This is a genomic window from Sphingobium lactosutens DS20, from assembly GCF_000445105.1.
Lineage (GTDB): Bacteria > Pseudomonadota > Alphaproteobacteria > Sphingomonadales > Sphingomonadaceae > Sphingobium > Sphingobium lactosutens.
This window is the reverse complement of record NZ_ATDP01000056.1, coordinates 63,764-84,766: the sequence shown is the minus strand read 5'-3', so window position 1 is coordinate 84,766 and position 21,003 is coordinate 63,764. Positions and strand designations below refer to the sequence as shown.

21 protein-coding genes are annotated in these 21,003 nt (G+C 65.0%); 10 read left to right on the top strand and 11 right to left on the bottom strand.

Annotated features, from left to right (window positions below):
- Window positions 1-19: 19 nt before the first annotated feature.
- Entirely contained in the window at window positions 20-475 is a 456-nt protein-coding gene (locus RLDS_RS32010; protein WP_021224590.1) for a universal stress protein, read from the top strand.
- Between the two features lie 73 nt (window positions 476-548).
- On the opposite strand, the gene rnr is transcribed toward RLDS_RS32010, so the two are convergent.
- On the bottom strand, window positions 549-2,861 hold the full coding sequence (rnr, locus tag RLDS_RS32005; protein WP_021224589.1) for a ribonuclease R: 2,313 nt from the start codon (window positions 2,859-2,861) through the stop codon (window positions 549-551).
- A 96-nt stretch (window positions 2,862-2,957) separates the two neighbouring features.
- Between rnr and RLDS_RS32000 the strand changes: the two genes are divergently transcribed.
- The gene (locus tag RLDS_RS32000; RefSeq protein WP_021224588.1) at window positions 2,958-4,025 is read left to right on the top strand and encodes a PA0069 family radical SAM protein; all 1,068 of its coding nucleotides are present in this window, start codon (window positions 2,958-2,960) and stop codon (window positions 4,023-4,025) included.
- Window positions 4,026-4,061: 36 nt separating this feature from the next.
- On the opposite strand, the gene uvrC is transcribed toward RLDS_RS32000, so the two are convergent.
- From uvrC to epsC, 3 genes are all read right to left on the bottom strand, one after another.
- Window positions 4,062-5,975, bottom strand: coding sequence for an excinuclease ABC subunit UvrC (uvrC, locus tag RLDS_RS31995; protein ID WP_021224587.1), 1,914 nt, complete (start codon window positions 5,973-5,975; stop codon window positions 4,062-4,064).
- 70 nt (window positions 5,976-6,045) lie between these two features.
- Entirely contained in the window at window positions 6,046-6,384 is a 339-nt protein-coding gene (locus tag RLDS_RS31990) for a DUF2794 domain-containing protein (RefSeq protein ID WP_021224586.1), read from the bottom strand.
- The gene (epsC, locus tag RLDS_RS31985; RefSeq protein ID WP_021224585.1) at window positions 6,384-7,097 is read right to left on the bottom strand and encodes a serine O-acetyltransferase EpsC; all 714 of its coding nucleotides are present in this window, start codon (window positions 7,095-7,097) and stop codon (window positions 6,384-6,386) included. The genes RLDS_RS31990 and epsC overlap by 1 nt, the downstream gene beginning before the upstream one ends.
- Before the next feature lie 166 nt (window positions 7,098-7,263).
- Here epsC and RLDS_RS31980 point away from each other — a divergent pair, with 166 nt between their 5' ends.
- Window positions 7,264-8,037 carry a sulfite exporter TauE/SafE family protein gene (locus RLDS_RS31980; protein WP_021224584.1) on the top strand — a complete coding sequence of 258 codons (774 nt, stop codon included), beginning with the start codon at window positions 7,264-7,266 and terminating at the stop codon, window positions 8,035-8,037.
- A 39-nt stretch (window positions 8,038-8,076) separates the two neighbouring features.
- Window positions 8,077-9,006: a hydrogen peroxide-inducible genes activator gene (locus RLDS_RS31975; protein ID WP_021224583.1), complete on the top strand. Its 930-nt coding sequence runs from the start codon at window positions 8,077-8,079 to the stop codon at window positions 9,004-9,006.
- A 71-nt stretch (window positions 9,007-9,077) separates the two neighbouring features.
- Here the strand turns inward: RLDS_RS31975 and RLDS_RS31970 are convergent, their stop codons facing one another.
- The 4 genes from RLDS_RS31970 to pgsA all read right to left on the bottom strand — a co-directional run bounded on the left by RLDS_RS31970 (window position 9,078) and on the right by pgsA (window position 10,976).
- Window positions 9,078-9,626, bottom strand: a complete 549-nt coding sequence (locus RLDS_RS31970; protein WP_031297380.1) for a hypothetical protein — start codon at window positions 9,624-9,626, stop codon at window positions 9,078-9,080.
- Window positions 9,627-9,706: 80 nt separating this feature from the next.
- Window positions 9,707-10,150, bottom strand: coding sequence for a molybdenum cofactor biosynthesis protein MoaE (locus tag RLDS_RS31965; protein ID WP_021224581.1), 444 nt, complete (start codon window positions 10,148-10,150; stop codon window positions 9,707-9,709).
- Complete coding sequence (moaD, locus tag RLDS_RS31960) at window positions 10,147-10,407, bottom strand: molybdopterin converting factor subunit 1 (RefSeq protein WP_031297378.1); 261 nt, start codon at window positions 10,405-10,407, stop codon at window positions 10,147-10,149. Before moaD ends, RLDS_RS31965 begins: the two co-directional genes overlap by 4 nt.
- A 5-nt stretch (window positions 10,408-10,412) precedes the next feature.
- On the bottom strand, window positions 10,413-10,976 hold the full coding sequence (pgsA, locus tag RLDS_RS31955) for a CDP-diacylglycerol--glycerol-3-phosphate 3-phosphatidyltransferase (protein WP_021224579.1): 564 nt from the start codon (window positions 10,974-10,976) through the stop codon (window positions 10,413-10,415).
- A gap of 155 nt (window positions 10,977-11,131) precedes the next feature.
- On the opposite strand from pgsA, the gene RLDS_RS31950 reads away from it, so the two are divergent.
- Entirely contained in the window at window positions 11,132-12,442 is a 1,311-nt protein-coding gene (locus RLDS_RS31950; protein WP_021224578.1) for an MFS transporter, read from the top strand.
- A gap of 26 nt (window positions 12,443-12,468) precedes the next feature.
- On the opposite strand, the gene RLDS_RS31945 is transcribed toward RLDS_RS31950, so the two are convergent.
- Window positions 12,469-12,666 (bottom strand): hypothetical protein, encoded by a 198-nt coding sequence (locus RLDS_RS31945; RefSeq protein ID WP_031297377.1) that lies wholly within the window; start codon window positions 12,664-12,666, stop codon window positions 12,469-12,471.
- Between the two features lie 108 nt (window positions 12,667-12,774).
- On the opposite strand from RLDS_RS31945, the gene RLDS_RS31940 reads away from it, so the two are divergent.
- On the top strand, window positions 12,775-14,829 hold the full coding sequence (locus RLDS_RS31940) for a transglycosylase domain-containing protein (protein ID WP_021224576.1): 2,055 nt from the start codon (window positions 12,775-12,777) through the stop codon (window positions 14,827-14,829).
- A gap of 137 nt (window positions 14,830-14,966) precedes the next feature.
- Window positions 14,967-16,664 (top strand): ATP-binding protein, encoded by a 1,698-nt coding sequence (locus tag RLDS_RS31935; protein WP_021224575.1) that lies wholly within the window; start codon window positions 14,967-14,969, stop codon window positions 16,662-16,664.
- Between the two features lie 18 nt (window positions 16,665-16,682).
- On the opposite strand, the gene RLDS_RS31930 is transcribed toward RLDS_RS31935, so the two are convergent.
- Together RLDS_RS31930 and RLDS_RS31925 are read right to left on the bottom strand one after the other, a co-directional pair.
- Window positions 16,683-17,870: a BaiN/RdsA family NAD(P)/FAD-dependent oxidoreductase gene (locus RLDS_RS31930; protein WP_021224574.1), complete on the bottom strand. Its 1,188-nt coding sequence runs from the start codon at window positions 17,868-17,870 to the stop codon at window positions 16,683-16,685.
- On the bottom strand, window positions 17,870-18,325 hold the full coding sequence (locus RLDS_RS31925) for a YaiI/YqxD family protein (protein ID WP_031297375.1): 456 nt from the start codon (window positions 18,323-18,325) through the stop codon (window positions 17,870-17,872). Before RLDS_RS31925 ends, RLDS_RS31930 begins: the two co-directional genes overlap by 1 nt.
- 109 nt (window positions 18,326-18,434) lie before the next feature.
- Here RLDS_RS31925 and RLDS_RS0127635 point away from each other — a divergent pair, with 109 nt between their 5' ends.
- From RLDS_RS0127635 to RLDS_RS31915, 3 genes are read left to right on the top strand one after another with little or no spacing between them, the layout of a single operon-like run.
- Window positions 18,435-18,857: an iron-sulfur cluster assembly scaffold protein gene (locus RLDS_RS0127635; RefSeq protein WP_031297374.1), complete on the top strand. Its 423-nt coding sequence runs from the start codon at window positions 18,435-18,437 to the stop codon at window positions 18,855-18,857.
- A complete protein-coding gene (locus tag RLDS_RS31920; protein ID WP_021224571.1) occupies window positions 18,857-20,647 on the top strand; it encodes a cation:proton antiporter domain-containing protein in 1,791 nt (596 codons plus the stop codon). Before RLDS_RS0127635 ends, RLDS_RS31920 begins: the two co-directional genes overlap by 1 nt.
- Window positions 20,644-20,970, top strand: coding sequence for a DUF423 domain-containing protein (locus RLDS_RS31915; RefSeq protein ID WP_021224570.1), 327 nt, complete (start codon window positions 20,644-20,646; stop codon window positions 20,968-20,970). The genes RLDS_RS31920 and RLDS_RS31915 overlap by 4 nt, the downstream gene beginning before the upstream one ends.
- The last annotated feature ends 33 nt before the right edge of the window (window positions 20,971-21,003 follow it).

The following is a 21,003-nucleotide window of genomic DNA, read 5'->3' as shown; positions in this document are numbered from 1 at the left end:
AATGCGGGGCGCTCAAATTATGCGGACATATCTGGTTGTTGTCGACGAATCGCCAGAGGCGGAGACCGCCCTGCGCTTCGCCGCCCGGCGCGCAGCCAAGACCGGCGGCGCGGTGCGCATTCTGGCGTTGATCCCGCCAGCGGAATTTGTCCAATGGGGCGGCGTCCAGGCCACGATGGAGGATGAAGCGTTGCAACGCGCCGAGGCGCTGGTGACGAGCGCGGCCGGTACGCTCAGCGACGAATCCGGCATTCGCCCCAGCATCACCGTGCGGCAGGGGGACGCCGTCACCGTCGTGCGCAAGACGCTGGAGGAAATGGAGGATGTCGCCGCTCTCGTCCTCGGCGCGGCGGCCATGGGCAACCCTGGCAAGCTCGTCAGCCATTTCGCAGGTGCGGACGCCGGCAAGCTGCCCTGCCCGATCATGGTCATCCCCGGCGGCCTCGACAGCGAAGCGATCGACCGGCTGAGCTAAACGCGAAAGCCGCTCTTTATGGCGTGTCGAGAATCGAGAGCACCGGTCAATCTGCGCCTGTAACTCCGGCAAGTTATTTCCGATGCTTCCCTCGCTTCCCGCCAATATGCCGGATATTGGCCGGACGCCCCCGTTTGATACCCGGTCGTGTGCGATCGCGCTTCATCGGCGCGCCACGCGGCGCAGGGCTGTCGGGCAGTTCGAAACGTAGCGACCCGTTGATAGGGTCCGCGTCCGCCAGCCGCAACTCCAGCCGCTGTCCCACCGTATAGCGGTCGCCGCTTTCCACCCCTTGCAACGCGCGGCCGGCTTCGTCGTAAAAGAAATGCTCGGCCCCCATGGTCGACACTGGCACCAGCCCGTCGCCGCCCAATCCCTCGACCGTGGCGAAGAAGCCGAAATTCTGCACCCCGGTAATGCGCGCAGGCATCACTTCCCCGACATGCGCGGACAGATAGGCGGCGACATAGCGATCGATCGTCTCCCGCTCAGCTTCCATCGCGCGCCGCTCATGGCCCGAAATCATCTCGCCCACGCGCCCCATATTCTCATAATCGTCCTGGCTGAGCGACGAACGATCCGGCACATCCTTCCCCTTGGGCACCGGCAGGTCCAGCCCGTATGCGCCGACCAGCGCGCGGTGGACCAGAAGGTCGGCATAGCGCCGAATGGGCGAGGTGAAATGCGCATAGCTGCCCAGCGCCAGCCCGAAATGCCCCATATTCTGCGGCGCATAATAGGCCTGGGTCTGGCTGCGCAGGATCATCTCCATGATCTGCGGCTTTTCCTCCGCCTCGCCAATCTTCGCGATCAGCTGGTTGAAGGTCGAGGGCTTTACCACCTGCCCCAGCGCGAAGCCGATGTCGAAAGTCGCCAGATAATCCTTCAATGCGACCAGCTTGTCGCGGCTCGGCGGTTCATGAACGCGGTACATGACCGGCGCCTTTTTCTGTTCCAGCGCCTTGGCCGCCGCGACATTGGCGGCGATCATATAATCCTCGATCAGCATATGCGCGTCCAGCCGCTCGCGCACCGCCACGCTCACGATCTTGCCCGCCTCGTCCAGCACGACCCGCCGTTCCGGCAGGTCCAGCGCCAGCGGATCGCGCGCCTTGCGCGCCTTTTGCAGCAAGGCCCAGCACGCCCAGAGCGGCTTCAAAGCCGGCTCCAGCAGCGCATTGTCCCTGGTCCCGTCGATCGCCGCCTGCGCATCCTCATAGGCCAGCACCGCCGCCACCCGGATCACCGCGCGGGTAAAGCGCCACGCCGTCACCTTGCCCTGCGCGTTGATCGTCAGATGGCACGCCATCGCCGCCCGGTCCTCGCCCGCGCGCAGCGAGCACATATCGGACGACAATTGATGCGGGAGCATCGGCACGACCAGATCGGGGAAATAGACGCTATTGCCGCGTTTGCGGGCTTCCTTGTCCAGCGCGCTGCCGGGGCGGACATAATAGCTGACGTCGGCGATCGCGACGATTGCCTTATATCCGCCGGGATTGCCCTCGTCCTCATCGGGCGCGGCCCAGACCGCATCGTCATGGTCGCGCGCATCGACCGGGTCGATCGCCACGATCGGCAGGTGACGCAGATCCTCGCGCTTGTCCTCATGCAGCGGCAGCGCCGCGACGGTTAGCGCATCATCCTCCACCCGGTCGGGAAAGATGTGGGGAATGCCATGTTTGTGAATGGCGATCAGGCTGAAGCTTCGCGGCGCAAAGGGATCGCCCAATATATCCGTCACCCGCGCGGATATGCGCGGCGGCCGGCCATGCGGCTCGGCCAGCACCAGGTCGCCGGGACGCGCGTTACCCGCATCGCTGATCGGCGTATCCTTGCGAATACGCTTGTCGACCGGACGCAGCCACAGCTTGCCGTCGGCCATTTCCTCGACCACGCCCAGCAACTCCTCGCTCGCTTTCGCCAGCTTTTTCATCGGATGCGCGATCCAGCCGCGACCCGCTTCCTCGGTCCGTGCCAAAACCCGGTCGCCAATGGTCAGTGCGGATTGCCGTGTTTTGGACTTGCCCCGCTCGACGATGCGCAATCGGGGCGCGGGCTGGCCTTCCGCTTCCCATTTTTCCGGAGTTCCGATCAGTGTCGTGTCGTCCACATCGACGATGCGCAGCACCGTCACCTTGGGCACGCCGCCCATCTTGTGAAAGGCGCGCGCCGGGCCAATGTCGATCAGCCCTTCATCGGCCATGTCCTTGAGCAGCGCCTTGAGCGCAATCTTTTCCTGCCCCTTGAGGCCGAACGCCTTTGCGATCTCCCGCTTGCCCGCCGGCGTATCGGCTTCGGCGATGAAATCCATCACCTGCTGACGCGTGGGCAGGCCGGCAGCACGGACCTTGGCGGGTTTCTTCTGTTTCTGGTTGAAAGCCATCTTCCTGCTATAGGCATGCCCGCCCCCGCGCGCCAGTGCCGCACCAGCACCCTGCGGGCGCTTGCGGATGTTCTCTTATTGTTCTAATTTACCAGCATGGCGGCGGAAAAGGGCAGAGGCGCGACACTGAACGGTGAAAGCCGCCGCTTCGCCCTGCCCGAACGGCAGATTGATGGCGATTGGCTCGACATGGCCGAAGCGATCGACGGCGCGCTGCCGCGGCTGCGCACCCAGGTCACCGTGGAACATCCCCGCACGATCATCGCCCGCAATTCGTCGCCCGACATCGCCTTCTCGCAATCGATCAACGCCTATCGGGGCTGCGAACATGGCTGCATCTATTGTTTCGCGCGGCCAACCCACGCCTATCTGGACCTATCGCCGGGACTGGATTTCGAAAGCAAGCTCTTCGCCAAACCCGATGCCGCCGCCCTGCTGCGCAGGGAACTGGGGAAGCGAAACTATGTCGTCAGCCCCATCGCCATGGGCACCAATACCGATCCCTATCAACCGATCGAGAAAGACTGGCGCATCACCCGACAAGTGCTGGAGGTGCTGGCCGAAACCCGGCATCCGACCTTCATCACCACCAAGTCCGACCGCATCCTGCACGATATCGACCTGCTTTCCGATCTGGCGCGCGACAATCTGGTCGCGGTGATGATTTCGGTGACGACGCTCGATCCCAAGGTCGCCCGGACGCTGGAGCCGCGTGCGGCCCATCCCGAAAAGCGGCTGGCCGCCATCGCCCGGCTGGCGGCCGCAGGCGTGCCGGTGTCCGCCAATATGTCGCCGATCATCCCGGCGATCAACGACCATGAAATCGAAAGCGTCGTCGCCCGCGTCGCCGCCGCCGGCGCGCGCGACATCAGCTATATCCTTGTCCGCCTGCCTCACGAAGTCGCCCCCCTCTTCCGCGCCTGGCTGGACGAACATCATCCGGACCGCGCCGCCAAGGTCATGGCGATCATCCGCGACCTGCGCAGCGGCCGCGACAATGACCCCAATTTCGGCAGCCGGATGAAGGGGCAAGGCGTCTGGGCCGACCTCATCCGCACGCGGTTCGTCAAGGCGCGGCGCAAGGCGGGGCTGGGCGGCGAAAAGCTGGCGCTGCGCACCGACCTGTTCCGCCCACCCGCAGGCGCGCAGATGCGGTTGCTGTAGCGCCCATCGGCAAGACGCCGTCAGGCCGCTCCCAACTCAGCCATGAAAATAATCATAGACCTGCTGCGCCACGGCCTTGGACACGCCGGGGGCCTTGGCCAGGTCTTCCAGCGCCGCGTCGCGCACCGCGCGCGCCGTGCCGAAATGCATGAGCAGAGCCTTCTTGCGCGCGGGGCCGATGCCGGGCACCTCGTCCAGTGAACTGACCGTGATCGCCTTGCTGCGCTTGGCGCGGTGGGCGCCGATGGCAAAACGGTGGGCTTCGTCTCGCAGCCGCTGAAGGTAGAACAATACCGGATGGTTCAGCGGAAACGTGATTTCGCGGCCGTCCATCAGGTGGAACACCTCACGCCCTTCGCGGCCATGATGAGGCCCCTTGGCGACGCCGATCATGCACACATCCTCGATCCCCAGATCCTCCAATATGCCGCGCGCGGCCGACAACTGGCCCTTGCCGCCGTCGATCAGCACCAGATCAGGCCATTCGCCGCTGTCGCGATCCGGGTCCTCGCGCGCCGCGCGGCCAAAGCGGCGCTCGAACATTTCGCGCATCATCGCGAAATCGTCGTTGCTCGTCTCCGGATTTTTCATGTTGAACTTGCGATAGGCGTTCTTGCGGAAGCCCTCCGGCCCCGCCACCACCATCGCGCCCAGCGCATGCGCACCCTGAATATGGCTGTTGTCGTAGATTTCGATCCGGTCCGGCACGCCCTCCAGCCCGAAGGCATCGACCATTTCGTCCAATATCTTTGCCTGGCTGGTGGTTTCCGCCAGCCGCCGGTCGAGCGCCTCCACCGCATTGCGCTGCGCCTGTTTGATAAGACGGGTGCGCTCGCCGCGCTGGGGCACCTCGATCCGCACCCTGCCGCCCGCGCGCTCCGACAATGCGAGCGCCATCAATTCGCATTCGGCGGGCTGGCGGTCGGCCAGGATCAGGCGGGGTGGTGGCACTTCCTCGTAAAATTGCGCCATGAAGCTTTCCAGCACCTCCTCCGTCGCGACATCGGCGGTATGGACGGGGAAGAAGCTGCGATGCCCCCAATTCTGGCCGCCGCGAATGAAGAAGGCCTGGATGCACATCGCCCCGCCCTTTTCGGCCAGCGCGAAAATGTCGGCATCGCCCAGCCCTTCGGCATTGATCGCCTGGCTGCCCTGAATGAAGGTCAACGCCTTCAATCGATCCCGGATCACCGCCGCCTGCTCGAAATCCATGGCGTCCGACGCCTGCTGCATCGCTGCGCCCAGCTTCTTCTGCACGGCGGTCGATTTGCCGCCCAGGAAGTCCTGCGCGTCGCGGACCAGTTCGGCATAGCCGGCCTCGTCGATGCGGTCGACGCAGGGAGCAGAACAACGTTTGATCTGATAGAGCAGGCAGGGCCGCGAGCGATTGGCGAAGAAACTGTCGGTGCAGGACCGCAGCAGGAACAGCTTTTGCAACGCGTTGATCGTGCGCGTCACCGATCCCGCGCTGGCGAAGGGACCATAATAGCGCCCCTGATATTTGCGTGCGCCACGATGCTTTTGCACGCGGGGAAAGGCGTGGTCGTCGCGCAGCAGGATGAAGGGGAAGCTTTTGTCGTCGCGCAGCAGGACATTATAGGGCGGGCGATATCGCTTGATGAGCTGCGCCTCCAGCAGCAGCGCTTCGGCCTCGCTATTGGTGGTGACGATCGTCATGCTGCGGGTCTGCGCGACCATACGTTGCAGCCGCTTGGGCAGGCGATCGACCTGCGTGTAATTGGCCACGCGATTCTTCAGCGCGCGGGCCTTGCCGACATAGAGCACATCGCCACGCGCGTCGTGCATCCGATAGACGCCGGGCCGGATCGGCAGGGTTTTAAGGACGGTGCGGATCGCCTCCACGCCTGCGTCGATATCCGGCTGGCTGCCGGTGACGGTGTAGGTTGCCTTGTCTTCGTGGAAACGATCGGGAGATTGGGGACCGGACATCAGGGCAGAGATAGCGTTCCCGTCCTGTTTCGCAATGGCGGGCTGTGATGATCGTCCAGCGGCTCGCGCGTCAGTCCTCGACGATCCGCAGCAATTTGCGCTCGACCGGCGCCAGCACATTGTGCAGGTCCGCGCCGCGTTTCAATATCGCCCCGCCTTCCCCCACCAGCGCCCAAATGCCCTGGCGGTTGCGGAGCGCGGGGCGCTTTTCAATGCGATATTCGGGACGTTCGGCGGAGCGGCGAAAGGCGCTGAAAATCGCGGCGTCGCGGCCCATGTCCATGGCATAGTCCCGCCAATGACCGGCGGCGACCATCCGGCCATACAGGTCCATGATCCGTTGCAATTCCTGCCGTTCAAAACCGACCTGGCCGGGAGTCGCAGCGGGAAACGGCGTCACATTGGTCATCAGGCGCGGTCGCGGTCCTCGAACAGCGTGTCAGCGTCGGGAATGTGCGGCGTCTGCCGCTCGACCATCAGTTCCGCCAGCCGCTTCTGCAACTGCTCGACCTCGCACTGGAGCATTTCCAGTTTCTGCTTTTCCGGGTCGAAACAATCCGAACAGGGTGTGCCATAGGGCACAAAGTCGCGTTGATAGGCGGTCACGTCGACCAGCATCTGCCGCGCGGGGATGCCGACCATGGTCGCGCCTTCGGGCACATTTTTGGTGACGACCGCATTGGCCCCCACCCGCGCCCGCGCGCCCACCTGCACTGGCCCCAGCACCTGCGCGCCCGATCCGACGATCACGCCGTCATGCAGCGTCGGGTGCCGCTTGCCCGCAATGCCGTTGGCGGGATCGGTCCCGCCCAGCGTGACATTCTGATACAGCGTGACATCGTCGCCAATCTCCGCCGTCTCGCCAATCACGGTAAAGCCGTGGTCGATGAAGAACCGCTTGCCGATCCGCGCGCCGGGATGAATGTCGTTGCCGGTCAGAAAACGCGCCATGTGATTGACGAGGCGCGCCAGGAAGAACAGCCGCGCGCGATACAGCCGGTGGGCCACCCGGTGAAAAGCGAGCGACCAGACTCCCGGATATAGCAGGATTTCGGCGCGGGACCGGGGCGCGGGATCGCGCGCCTTCACCGAATCGATATAGCCAACAAAATTGCGCAGCATCCCGCGTCCCTGACATCCTGAACCCAATGTGCGCCAACATAGGCCCCCCGCAGCGCTTTTTCCAGAGCAGCCCCGCGCCCGCGCTTTCCTGCCCGAAAGAGAAACTTGCTTTTCTTTGCGATATATGCCTATCAATGAGGTAGACAATCAAACCAAAGGACGACGGATGATTGACGCGCTGCTGGCCAATTTCGGCGAAATCCTGCCTTTCATCCTCATCGGCTTTGGCGCGCAGATGATCGACGGCGCCTTGGGCATGGCCTATGGCGTCATTTCCAGCACGTTGTTGCTGGCGATGGGCGTGCCGCCCAGCCGCGCGTCGGCGAGCGTCCATGCCGCGGAGACCTTCACCACCGGCGTATCGGCAATCAGCCATATCCTGCACGGCAATGTCGACTGGCGGCTCTTCGCGCGGCTCATCATTCCGGGCGTCATCGGCGGCATCGCGGGCGCCTATCTGCTGTCCAACATCGACGGATCGGTCATCAAGCCCTTCGTCCAGGTCTATCTCGCGGCGATCGGCCTCTATCTCATCTGGCGCGGCTTCCATCTGCCGCCCAAGCCGCGCGATCCCAAATGGGTGACGCCGCTGGGTCTGGCGGGCGGCTTCATGGACGCGACCGGCGGTGGCGGCTGGGGGCCGATCGTGACGTCCAACCTGCTGCTGCAAGGGTCCAGCCCGCGCCACACCATCGGCACGGTCAACAGCGTCGAGTTCATCCTGACGCTGTCGATCAGCCTCACCTTCCTTTTGCATCTGGGGTGGGAGACATTCACGACCTACACCGTGGGCCTGCTGATCGGCGGCGTGGTGGCCGCGCCGTTCGGCGCGATGCTGGCGCGGCGGATCGCCCCGCGCTTCCTGTTCTCGGCCGTGGGCGTCATCCTGACCCTCACATCGGCGTTCGGCATCGGCAAATGGCTTGGATTTATCGGATGACTTTCTTATATTCGGCTTGCTGATCGAGGAAGCCGATAAATGTCCAGTTACCTGCCGACGCTCAAACAGCTGCAATATCTGGTGGCGCTGAAGGAACAGGGGCATTTCGGCAAGGCGGCCGAAGCCTGTTTCGTCACCCAGTCCACCCTGTCGGCCGGCATCCGCGAACTGGAATCGCTGATCGGCGTCACCCTGGTCGAGCGGACGCGCCGCGTGGTCCGCTTCACGGCGCTGGGCGACCGCATCGTGGAAAAGGCGCATCGCGTGCTGCGGGAGGCGGAGGAACTCGCCGCCATCGCCGAGGCGTCGGGCAAGCCGCTGACCGGCGAATTGCGCATGAGCGTCATCCCGACCATCGCGCCCTTCCTGCTGCCGCGCATGCTGCCCCGGCTGCGCGCGGATCGTCCCGAACTCAAACTCTATCTGCGGGAAGAAACCAGCCAGGCCGCGATCGAATCGCTGCGCCACGGCAATGTCGACTGCGTGCTGCTGGCCCTGCCCTTCCCCATGGGCGAACTGGACAGCGAAATCCTGTTCGAGGACCGGCTCTATGTCGCCTTCCCGCAGGATGATCCGACCAATCCGCCCGAGTGGATCAAGCCCGGCATGATCGACGAGAGCAAGCTTTTGCTGCTGGAGGATGGCCATTGCCTCAAGGATCATGCGCTCGCCGCGTGCAACCGCCCCGACCTGCGCGCCAGCGCTACGATGATGGGCACGTCGCTGCACACGCTCATCCAGATGGTCGACAATGGCCTAGGCGTCACCATGATCCCGGAAATGGCGATCGCCGGCGGCATATTGGACCATACCCGCATCACCGCCCGCCCGCTCAAGTCCGACCGCTCCGCCCGCGACATCGCGCTGGTATGGCGGCGCAACAGCCCGCGCGAAAAGGAATTCCACATGCTCGCGGAAATATTACGCGACGCCGCCGCGAAGAGCTGCCGCTTGCCCGAGGCCGCGTGAGGGGGACGCATACAGTTGAAGGTGAGCTCCACAAACAGAATGGGTGGAAAGGGGACTGACTGCCTACCGGCTCAGAAATGCGAGATCGGACGGTCACGATCAGCCCTTTGCCGGTCCCAGCCGCGCTGCTGAGCAGCCCTTACCTCTGGCGATTTCATGTCGAGATTTTCGACAGTAGTGATCCGCTTCACCTGATAGCGAAAGCTACCTTGAAGCGCATTCCCGGCGTTGCCTTCGATAGTATAGAGTTCGTCAGCTTTGAGTGGTTTAGCTGGCGTCACGGTAACTGCACCCTGTGGTGCCTGACCGTATCGAAGGGGGAAGTTCGGGCCGCATTTGGTAGCGCTCTTATAAAGATCGTATGCGTCGAATTCCCAGACTGCCGAGCCAGCAGCGTCGCTTACTTTGAACGAGGTTAGGCAGTATGGCGAACCTGTTTCGTTAACCTCCTCGCTGACAAAAGATAGCTTACCGTCGATAAACAGGGCCTCAACTGTGTAGACATAGGAACACGCCGCCAGTAGCGCGGTTGCAGCGACAACCGCCCAGCCGGCTAGGCGTCCTGCGATTAGGTGTGCCGAAGCGCTGGATAAGGCATCTGAGAAACGGGTCATACTCATTATCTAGCATTATTTGCGATGTCCGCTATGGACACCACACAAGAGATCCATAAGCGGCCGCAAATGGTCGTATCCGGCCGTCAGCCACCCCACTTCTTCGCCTTCGCTTCATCTTCCGCGCGTGCTTCCACCCACTGCGTCGCGCCGTCTTCGAAATGCTCCTTCTTCCAGAAAGGCGCGTGGGATTTCAGCCAGTCGATGAGGAAGGCGCAGCTTTCCAGCGCCGCGGTGCGGTGGCGGGAGGCAGTGCCGACGAACACGATGCGCGCGCCCGGCTCCAGCCGGCCGACCCTATGGATGACGCTGGCGCCCAGCAGCGGCCAGCGCGCCATGGCATCCTCGACGATCCGCGCCACCTGTGCCTGCGTCATTGCCGGATAATGTTCCAGTTCCAGCGCCAGCAGGCCATCGCCCCCGCGCACCACGCCGGTGAAGCTGGCGACCCCGCCGCCGCCCAGCGCCTCCAACGTGGCCAGTTCAGCCGCGACGTCGAAATCCTGCGCCTGGATCGCGACCCGCTTCATCCGCCCGTCACCGGCGGGAACAGCGCAATCTCCCGCGCGTCGCCGATCGGGGTGTCGAGCGGCGCGAACCGCTGGTCGATCGCCGCGCGCAGCCGGGCGGGATCGCCCAGCGCCTGCGCATAGCCGCCGCCGCGCGCCGCCAGCATCGCGATCAGGTCAGCGACGGTGTTGCCGGCCTGCGCCCGCTCCACCTGCTCCTCGTCGCGGCCAATGGCTTCGCGCACCCAGGCGAAATAGACGATGGTGAGTGTCGCCATGGCCATCAATCCATATGGCTGATGCCGACGCGCAGATAATCCCATCCGGTGATCAGCGTGAGGATCGCGGCGGCCCACAGGGTCGCTATTCCGACCATCTGGACGAAGGGAAATTGCGGCACCGCGCCCGCCAGGATCAGCGCGCCCAGGGCGATCAGCTGAAAGGTCGTCTTCCACTTGGCGAGCCGGGATACCGGCACCGACACCTGCAATCCGGCGAGAAATTCGCGCAGGCCCGACACGGCGATTTCGCGCAGCAATATGATCATCGCCGCGATGATATGCAGCCCCGCAATATCCCGCGTCGCCGCCAGCATCAAAATCACCGCGCCAACCATGATCTTGTCGGCGATCGGGTCCAGGAACACGCCCAGTTTCGACACCGTGCCCTGTGCGCGGGCCAGATAGCCGTCGAAATAATCGGTAATGCCCATCAGGCAGTAGAGCGCGAAGGCCAGCGTGTAGCCGGTCGTCCAGCGCGCGCCCAGTTCCGCCGGCCACAGCAGCGCCACGAGCAACGGAACGGTCAGGATGCGCGAAAGCGTCAGCAGGTTGGGCAGCGTCAGCATGGGCGCGGACTGCCACAGTCCGGCGCTGCGCACAAGCAGCAGCTAAGCCACGCGAAAATGGCGCGCCCGGCCCGCGTGCCGCAAGCATTGGACATGGACGCCGCCAACCGCTAGACCCCGCCCCGGTCGCTAACGGGAAAGAAGATCCCCCATACATGCAAGCCTCTCTCAGGCTCCTGAACAAGCGCCGTTTCCTGCCGCTTTTCGTTACTCAGCTGCTTGGCGCGTTCAACGACAATCTGTTCAAGAACGCGATGGTGCTGTTCGTCGTCTATCAGGTTTATAATGACGAAAAGTCGGAAACCTGGTTCAGCGCGCTGGCGACGGGCCTGTTCATCCTCCCCTTCTTCCTGCTCTCGGCCCTGTCCGGCCAATTGGCCGACCAGCGCGACAAGGCGGTCATCATCCGCTGGGTGAAAGGAGCCGAAATCGCGATCATGACGGTGGGCGCGGTCGGGCTGGCGCTGATCTGGAGTGGCATCACGGTTCACACGCTGGCAATCCCGCTGTTGCTGGCGGCGCTGTTCGCCATGGGCATCCATTCCACGTTCTTCGGTCCGATCAAATATGCGATCCTGCCGCAGCATCTGCATGAGGATGAAGTGCTGGGGGGGACCGGACTGGTGGAGGCCGGCACCTATATCGCGATCCTGGCGGGCACCATATTGGCCGGCCTCATCCCGGTCGAGGTCGCCGCCATCTGCATCATTGCGACCGCGCTGATCGGCTATATCGCCGGGCGGCAGGTGCCATCGGCGCCATCCTTGCTGGACGCGCAGCCGATCGATTTTCACATCATCCGCTCGTCCATCGCTTTGGTGCGCGGCACCATGCATATCCGCCGCCTGTTCCTGGCGATCATGGCGATCAGCCTGTTCTGGGCGGTCGGATCGATCCTGTTCATCCAGTTTCCTCCGCTGGTGAAAAATGTGCTGACCGCCGACAAGCCGGTCGCCAGCCTGTTCCTCGCCATCTTTTCCATCGGCATCGCCATTGGGTCGGTTGCGATCAACCGCCTGTTGCAGGGGCATGTGTCGGCCAAATATGCGCCCGCCTCGGTGATCGGCATGGGGCTGTGCATCGTCGCCTTCCATATCGTGTGCGACCTGTGGGCGCCCGCGCCGAACGGGCAGATGCTGTCGCTGTCGGAATTTATGGCGCACCCGCTGGCGCTGCCGCTCTCTCTCTGCCTGCTGGGCGTGGCGACCTTTGGCGGCATGTTCGTGGTGCCGCTCTACGCCTTCCTCACCACCACGGTCGCAAAATGCGAGGCGGCGCGGACCGTTGCCGCCAATAACATCGTCAACAGCGGCGCGATGGTGATCGGGTCGCTCTGCGCCATCGGCCTCAGCATCGCGGGCGTGTCGGTGGTGATGCAATTGCTGCTGGTCGCCATCCTGTCGCTGCCCTGCGCGGCGATGGCCTGGAAACTGCACAAGGCATGCGACGGCCCGATTTGTCACTGATGCGGCCAGAGCCGCCGCGCCGGGCTTCAGAAGATGAAGCTGTAGAAGGCGGTGAAAAAGGCGCAGAAGCTCAACGCAAACAATTTCCAGTCCTTGTCGTCATCCGCCAGCTTGCGGGTCGGCGGCGCGCCGTCGTCGCGTACGCGCAGCACATGGGCGGGCAGGCTCTGCCGAAAGGGGTGGCGGGCCGATTCGGTCGTAAGGACGAGAGGACGGTTTCGCATCATGCGTCGTTAACGAATAATTTACCATTTGTGCCATGCCTTCGAGAGGGCAATTTGCCAATGTCCCGTCACGGGACAGGCTTGACTGTATGGTATGAATAACACAGCATGAGCGAACCGATGAACGACACCCGCCCCGTCGAGCCGGCTCCGCTGCCGCCGCGCGCCTTTGGCGCCGGCCCGCCCAGCGCCTTTGCCCCGCCCACCCCCTGGCGGCGAAGAATACAGATTTTCGGCTGGATGCTCGCGGTGCTGCTGGCGCTGCTGATGATCCTCGTCGCCTGGCTGGCGATCACCGCGCCGCTGTCCCGATCATTGAAACCCATCGTCCCGCCCAGCATCAGCCTGATGTCGGCCGATGGTCATCTGATCGCACGGCGCGGGGCCATTATCGATACGCCGGTGACGATGACCGAATTGCCGCCGCATGTGCCCCAGGCGTTCATGGCGATCGAGGATCGGCGCTTCCCCACCCATTGGGGCATCGACCCACGCGGCATCGCGCGGGCGATGTGGCATAATCTCTGGTCCGATGGCGCGTCCCAAGGGGGCAGCACCATCACCCAGCAACTCGCCAAGGGTGTTTTCCTGTCGAGCGACCGGACGCTCGGCCGCAAGGCGCGCGAGGCGCTGATCGCGCTATGGCTGGAAGTCTGGCTGACCAAGGACCAGATCATGGAGCGATACCTCTCCAACGTCTATTTCGGCGACAATGTCTATGGCCTGCGGGCGGCGGCGCGCCATTATTTCAATCGCGTGCCCGCTCGGCTGACCGTTCCGCAGGCCGCGATGCTGGCCGGCCTGCTCAAGGCCCCGTCGCGGCTGGCCCCCACCGGCAATCTGGCCGGTGCACGCGCCCGCGCAGCGCTGGTGACGCAGGCGATGGTGGATGCGGGCTATCTGACCCAGGCCGAGCGCAACCGGCTGCGGCCCGCGCGGCTCGACGTCCATGATGACCCCGACGCGACCAGCGGCACATATTTCGCCGACTGGGTGCTGCCGATCGCGCGCGACCGCGCCGGCGCGGTCTATGGCGAACAGCGAATCGAAACCACGCTCGACTGGCGCATCCAGCGCCTGGCCGAGGCGGCGGTGCGGCGCGCGCCGCTGGGCCAGGCGCAGGCCGCGCTCGTCGCGATGAAGCCCGACGGCAGCGTCGTCGCGATGGTTGGCGGCAAGAATTACGCGAAAAGCAGCTTCAATCGCGCGGTGCAGGCCAGACGTCAGCCCGGATCGACCTTCAAGCTGTTCGTCTATCTCGCCGCCTTCCGCGCGGGGATGACGCCCGACGACATGGTGGACGACACGCCCTTCACCTCCGGCAGCTATCGGCCCGCCAATCATGGTGGCAAATATCGCGGCCGCATCACCCTGCGCCAGGCCTTCGCCGCCTCCAGCAATGTCGCGGCGGTGCGGCTGACGCAGCAGGTGGGTGTCGACAATGTCATCAAGGTTGCACGCGACCTGGGCGTCACCGCGCCCTTGACCGAGGATCTCAGCCTGGCGCTCGGCACGTCGGAAATTCCGCTCATCGAACTGGCCGAAGCCTATGCGGCGGTGGCGGCTGGCGCCTACCCCGTCGTCGCCCACGGCCTGCCGCCCGAGGAGGAAGGCTGGTTCGCACGCCTGATGCAGCGCCAGCGCCGATTCAGCGAAAATCAGCTCGCCATGATCCGCGACCTTCTCTCCTCCGCCGCCAATCGCGGCACGGGCAGCGCCGCGGCGCTGCGCACCAGCACCTTTGGCAAGACTGGGACGACGCAGGACAGCCGTGACGCGATTTTCGTGGGCTATGCCGGCGGGCTGGTGACGGCGGTGTGGATCGGCAATGACGACAATGCCCCGCTACCCGGCGGCGCGGCGGGCGGCGGCGTGCCCGCGCGCATCTGGCGCAATTTCATGAGCGGCGCGATCAACGAACCGGTCGAGGATGCGCCGGAAGAGACGCAGGACGCCGATCTGGTCAACGCCATCGCCAACATCACGGTGGAAACCGGTATCGGCAATGTCGGGCTGGGGGTGGATCAAGATGGCATGACCGTCAATCTTGGCCCGAATCGGCTGCGCATCCCGTCCGACCAGCCGCTCCCCGGCCCGCCAGCCAATGCGCCCCCGCCGCCCATCGTGCGCACCCAGCCCTCCGGCGAGGACGAAGGTCCCTGATGCAAGGTTTCACACCCATTTGCGTGGTTAACCGGCGCTTGAGGAGTTGCGCTGCTGTCCGTCGCCGCTTATCCGATTTCACATTCAAGCAATTTCAATGATATAAGGGCTTCCGACTCTTTGAAAGAGGGCAGCCCATGACCAGGGAACTGATGAGCGTGCGCAGTTCGGAGCAGAAGGCGCTGGCTGCGCGATGGACGATCGCCGCAGAAGCCATGGAAGCACTGGCGGGCGCGCGATCGCTCGATGCGATCGTCAATGTGCTGCGCGCCTTCGCTCGGCGCGCCGTGGGGGCGGACGGCATCGCGGTCATCCTGCGCGAAGGTGGCCTGTGCCATTATGTCGCGGAGGATTCGATGGCGCCGCTCTGGTCGGGGCAGCGCTTTCCCGCCGGTAATTGCGTATCGGGCTGGGCCATGCGCCATGGCGAAACCGCCATCATCCCGGACATATTCAATGATCCGCGGGTGCCCGTCGCCGCCTATGAGCAGACCTTCGTGCGTTCCATGGTGATGGTGCCGATTGGCCGCAGCGAAGCGACGGCGGCGGTCGGCGCCTATTGGTCCGAACAGGGCGAACCAACGGATAATGAGGTCGCCCTGCTGGAAGCGCTGGCCCGCGCCGCTTCCACCGCGCTGGAAAATGGCCGGCTGTTCGCCGCGCTGGAATCGCTCAACGACCAGCTTGACCAGCGGGTGCAGGAGCGCACGCAGGAACTGGAACAGTCGCAGGACATGCTCCGCCAGCTTCAGAAGATGGAGGTGATGGGCCAGCTCACCGGCCATGTCGCGCATGACTTCAACAACCTGCTGACGCCGATCATCGCCGGTCTGGACCTTATCCTTTCGCCACGACGCACGCCCGAAACGATCGACCGCCATGCCGGCATGGCGATGCAGGCGGCCGAGACGGCGCAGATATTGGTGCAGCGGCTGCTGACCTTCGCCCGTCGCCAGCCGCTTTCGCCCACGGCGGTGAACCTGCCCGACCTGCTGGCCGGGATGCAGGCGCTACTCGCCAGCACGCTCGGGCCGCGGGTTACGTTGGCGACCGATCTGCCCGCCGACCTCCCCCCGGTGCGCGCCGATGCAAACCAGCTGGAACTCGCCATCCTCAACCTCGCGATCAACAGCCGCGACGCCATGCCGAACGGCGGATCGCTGATGATCGAGGCGGAGAGGCTGTCGCCGCCTGCGGGGCTTGCTCCCGGCGACTATGTCCGCATCGCCATTCGCGACACGGGCGTTGGCATGACGCCCGATGTGCGCAAGGCCGCGATGGAGCCGTTTTTCACGACCAAGACGGCGGGTCATGGCCTGGGCCTCTCGATGGCGCACGGCCTTGCCGGCCAGCTGGGCGGCACGCTCCAGATTGAAAGCGAAGCCGGCGCGGGCACCTCCATCCTCCTCTGGTTGCCCGTGGATCAGGACCGATCAGGCACGGGCGACCCCGATCAACCGCAAGCGGCCGAACGCCGCCAGACCGGCAAGCTACTCCTCGTCGACGATAATGCGCTGGTCCGCGCCAGCACGCGCGACATGCTGGCGGACATGGGCTATGACGTCGTCGACGTCGATCACGCCGAGCTGGCGCTCAGCATGATCGACGCGGGCTACCGTCCCGACATCGTCGTCACCGATCATGTGATGCCCGGCATGACCGGCGCGGAACTGGCGATCCGGCTACGTTGCGACCATCCGGATATCGCCCTGCTCATCATATCGGGCTATCAAGGCATTGACCTGATCGCGCCCGACATCGTGCGCCTGTCCAAGCCCTTCCGCCCCTCCCATCTGCAAGCCAGTATCTCGGCCGCACGCGCCCAGCGCGCCTGACAGCGCGCGGCGGCCGGCTCAGATGGCCTGGCCCGCCGCCCAGCCGCTCGCCCAGGCCCACTGGAAATTATAGCCGCCCAGCCATCCGGTCACGTCGACCGCTTCGCCGATGGCGTACAGGCCGGGCACTTTCGCCGCCTCCATCGTCCGCGACGACAGGCCGGCGGTGGCGATGCCCCCCACCGTCACCTCCGCCTTGGCATAGCCCTCCGTCCCCGTGGGCGTGAACGGCCAGTCCGCCAGCCGCTCGCCCAACTGCCTTAGCGCCTTGTCGCTCAATGCGCCCAGTTCCCCCTGCGCGCCGGCCCGCTCCAGCAGCGCATCGGCCAGCCGTTCGGGCAGGGCCTGCGCCAGCAGCTTGCGCAGCTGCATGCGCGGTCGCGCCCGCTTTTCCTCCAACAGCCAGTCCGCGCCGCGATCCGGCAGGAAATCGACCTGGATCGGCGTGCGATGCTGCCAATAGGAGCTGATCTGGAGCATCGCCGGCCCCGACAGGCCGCGATGTGTGAACAGCGCCGCTTCGCGAAAGCGGGTCTTGCCCCATCGCGCGCTCACATCCGCCGATACGCCCGACAACGCCTGGAACAAGGCGTCGTCCGGCCCCAGCGTGAAGGGCACCAGCGCCGGGCGCGGTTGCACCACCGACAGGCCAAAGTGCCGCGCCACGTCGTAGGCGAAACCGCTCGCGCCCATTTTGGGGATCGACGGCCCACCCGTCGCCAGCACCAGCGCGGGCGCGCGATGATCCTGCTCTCCCATGCGAACGCGATACAGGCCATCGCCATGGTCGATATCCGTCACGGCCATGCCCAGCGCCATGGTGACGCCACCGGCGTCACATTCGGACTGCAACATCGCCACGATCTGCCGCGCCGATCCATCGCAGAACAGCTGCCCCAGCCTCTTTTCGTGCCAGGCGATGCCATGGCGTTCGACCAGCGCCAGGAAATCCTGCGCGCTGTATCGGCCCAGCGCGGACTTGGCGAAATGCGGATTGGCCGACAGATAGCGGTCGGCGGCGGTGTGAATATTGGTAAAATTGCACCGCCCGCCGCCCGAAATCAGGATTTTCTTGCCCGGCGCATCGGCATGGTCGACCAGCAGCACGCAACGTCCCCTCTGCCCCGCAACCGCCGCGCACATCATGCCAGCCGCGCCCGCACCCAGGATGATCGCGTCCCATGACTGCTCCGCTCCTACCCCCATCAACGGCCCCGCTCCAGGCGCACCAGCGCCTCGTCCAGAGCCGAGAGGAATCGCGACCGGTCCGTTTTGGAAAAGGGCGGCGGCCCGCCGATCGGATCGCCCACCCCGCCCGCGCGCAAATCCGCCATGATCGCCCGCGTCGCCACCGCCGCGCCGATCGAACCGGTGGTGAAGGGCTTGCCATTGGGCGCGATCACCTGCGCCCCCGCCTTCAGGCACCGGTCCGCCAGCAGAATGTCGGCGGTTATGCAGATGCTCCCCGCACCCGCCCGCTCCGCGATCCAGTCGTCCGCCGCATCGAACCCATCGCTCACCACCACCCGTTCCACCAGCGGATGCGCGGGCACGCGAATGATGCTGTTGCTGACGATGGTGACGGGCACCGCATGGCGCCAGGCAACCTTGTAAATCTCGTCCTTGACGGGGCAGGCATCGGCGTCGACCAGAATATGCATGCCGCCCGCGATAGGGCGCGCGGCCCCGCGAAACAATGGCGGCGGCTTATTTCATCGCAGCCCCCATCCGCGCCTTCCGCAAATCGCATTCCTGCCCTACATCGGCGGCATGAGCGCTCCCCTCTACAATACAGACATATTGCGGCTCGCCGCCAGCATCCCGCATCATCAGCGCCTGGCCGACCCGCAGGCCAGTGTGGAAAAGCGGTCGGCCACCTGCGGATCGCGCGTGACGGCGGACGTGCGCATGGCCGATGGACGGGTCGAGCAGCTGGGCCTGGACGTCAAGGCCTGCGCCCTGGGGCAGGCATCGGCCGCGCTGATGGCCGCGCAGGCGATCGGCCTCACGGCCGATGAACTGATGGACGCGCGCGATCGGCTGACCGCCTATCTGGCGGGCGAGAGCGAGGATCTGGATTTCTGGCCCGGCCTTGCGGTTTTGGCGCCTGCGCGCGGCTATCCTGCACGGCACGCGTCCATTCGCCTGGGCTTTGAAGCGATTGCCGAAGCCGCACGGATGGCGGACGCCTGATGGAAACGACCGGGGCCACCGACATATTGCTGAGCGAAGGCGTCATCCTGCTCGGCGCGGCCGTCGCTTTTGTCATGCTGTTCCGCCGCTTCGGGCTTGGCGCGGTGCTGGGCTATCTCGTCGCAGGCGCTCTGGTGGGGCCGCAGGGGCTTGGCCTGGTCGGTGGCGGCGAATCGAAACTCGCCATCGCGGAAATCGGCATCGTGCTGCTGCTGTTCCTGGTCGGGCTGGAACTCCACCCCGCGCGGCTGTGGCGACTGAAGCGCGACATTTTCGCGCTCGGCTTGGCGCAGGTCGTCACCTGCGGCTGCGTGCTGACCGCGATCATCTTCTATTCGACCGGCTTTACCTGGGGCGCGGCGATCGCGCTTGGTCTGCCGCTTGCCCTCTCCTCAACCGCGCAGGTGCTGCCGGGCCTCAAGTCCAGCGGCCGCATCAATTCGCCCTTCGGTGAAAAGGTCTTTTCGATCCTGCTGTTCCAGGATCTTTCAATCGTTCCGCTCATCACCATCATTGCCGCCCTGTCGCGCAATCCGGCCGATGCCGGCGGTCCGCCCGGATGGGTGATGGCGGGCTATACCGTCGCGGCCATCGCCGGGCTGGTGCTGGCCGGCCGCTTCATCCTGCGCCCGCTCCTCTCGCTGGTCGGGCGCATGGGCGAGCGCGAACTGTTCGTCGCCGTGGGCCTGTTCACCGTGCTGGCCGCCGCCGCGCTGATGCACGCGCTGCACTTGTCGACCGCGCTGGGCGCCTTCATCGCCGGAGTCATGCTGGCCGATTCGCCCTATCGGCACGAGATAGAGGCCGACGTCGAACCCTTCCGTTCCATCCTGCTCGGCCTTTTCTTCCTCGCCGTCGGCATGGTGCTGGACCTGGGCGCCGTCATCGCCAATCCGCTGTTCGTCCTGTCGATGGCCGCCATCCTGGTCGCGACTAAGGCGGCGATCATCACCGGTCTCGCCCGCCTGTTCGGCATGACATGGCAGCAGGCGCTGGGCGCGGGCCTGTTGCTGAGCCAGGGCGGTGAATTTGGCTTTGTCCTCTTCACCCAGGCGCAAAATGCGTTGCTGATCGCACCCGAAGCGGCCAGCCTGTTCAGCGCGATCGTCACCTTCTCCATGGCGACAACGCCCTTCCTGATGTTGTTCGCCCGCCGTTTCGAATTTGCCAGGGACAAGGAGCGCCACGACCTTCCAGGGCCAGAAGATGCGCCGCGCGGATCGGCGATTATCGTTGGCTATGGCCGCTTCGGCCAGACCGTCGCCCAGATGCTGATGGGCCATGGCTTTGGCGTCGTGCTGATCGACAAAAAGCCCGCGCAGATCGAGGTGTCGAGCCAGTTCGACATGAAGGTCTATTATGGCGACGGCACCCGCATCGACCTGCTGCGCCGATCGGGCGCGGATGAAGCGCGGCTGATCGCCTTCTGCATCGACGATTCCAGCCTCGATTCGCGCGCGCTCCAACCCATTGCCGAAGCCTTCCCGCAGGCCGCGATCATGGTCCGCGCCTTCGACCGTCGGCAGGTGCTGGCGCTCAAGGACATCAACCTCGCCGGCGTCGTGCGCGAAGTCTATGAATCGGCCATCTGCATGGGCGTGCAGGCGATGGAGGTGCTCGGCGTTCCGCCCAAGGAGGTAGAGGAAGTGGAGCGTCAATATCGGGACAATGACGATCAGCGCATGGCGCTCCAGATCGAACATGGCACTTTGCTCGCGGCCAAGGACCTGATGTATCGCCCCGGCAACGGCATGCGGCTGCTCAGTCGCGGGGATGGAGACGGCGCATGATCGGGGTACTGGCCTGTCTTTCTGCGGCAATCGCCATCGGCGCGGGCGCGTTCGGGGCACATGGCGTGGCTGACCCGAAGGCGGCCGACTGGCTGCGCACCGGCGGGCTTTATCAGCTGGTTCATGCCGTCGCGGCGATTGCCGTGATGGGCACGGCGCGCGGCGCGGCTGCGCTGATGCTGGCGGGCGCGGCGGTGTTCGCCGTCTCGCTCTACATCATGGCGCTGGGCGGACCGCGCTGGCTGGGCGCCGTGACTCCGATCGGCGGCACGCTGATGATCGCGGCCTGGCTGTGGGCGGCATGGGCCTTCGCGCAGCGCTGACGCGCCGCCCTTGCCCGATCCGCCGCCTGCGCA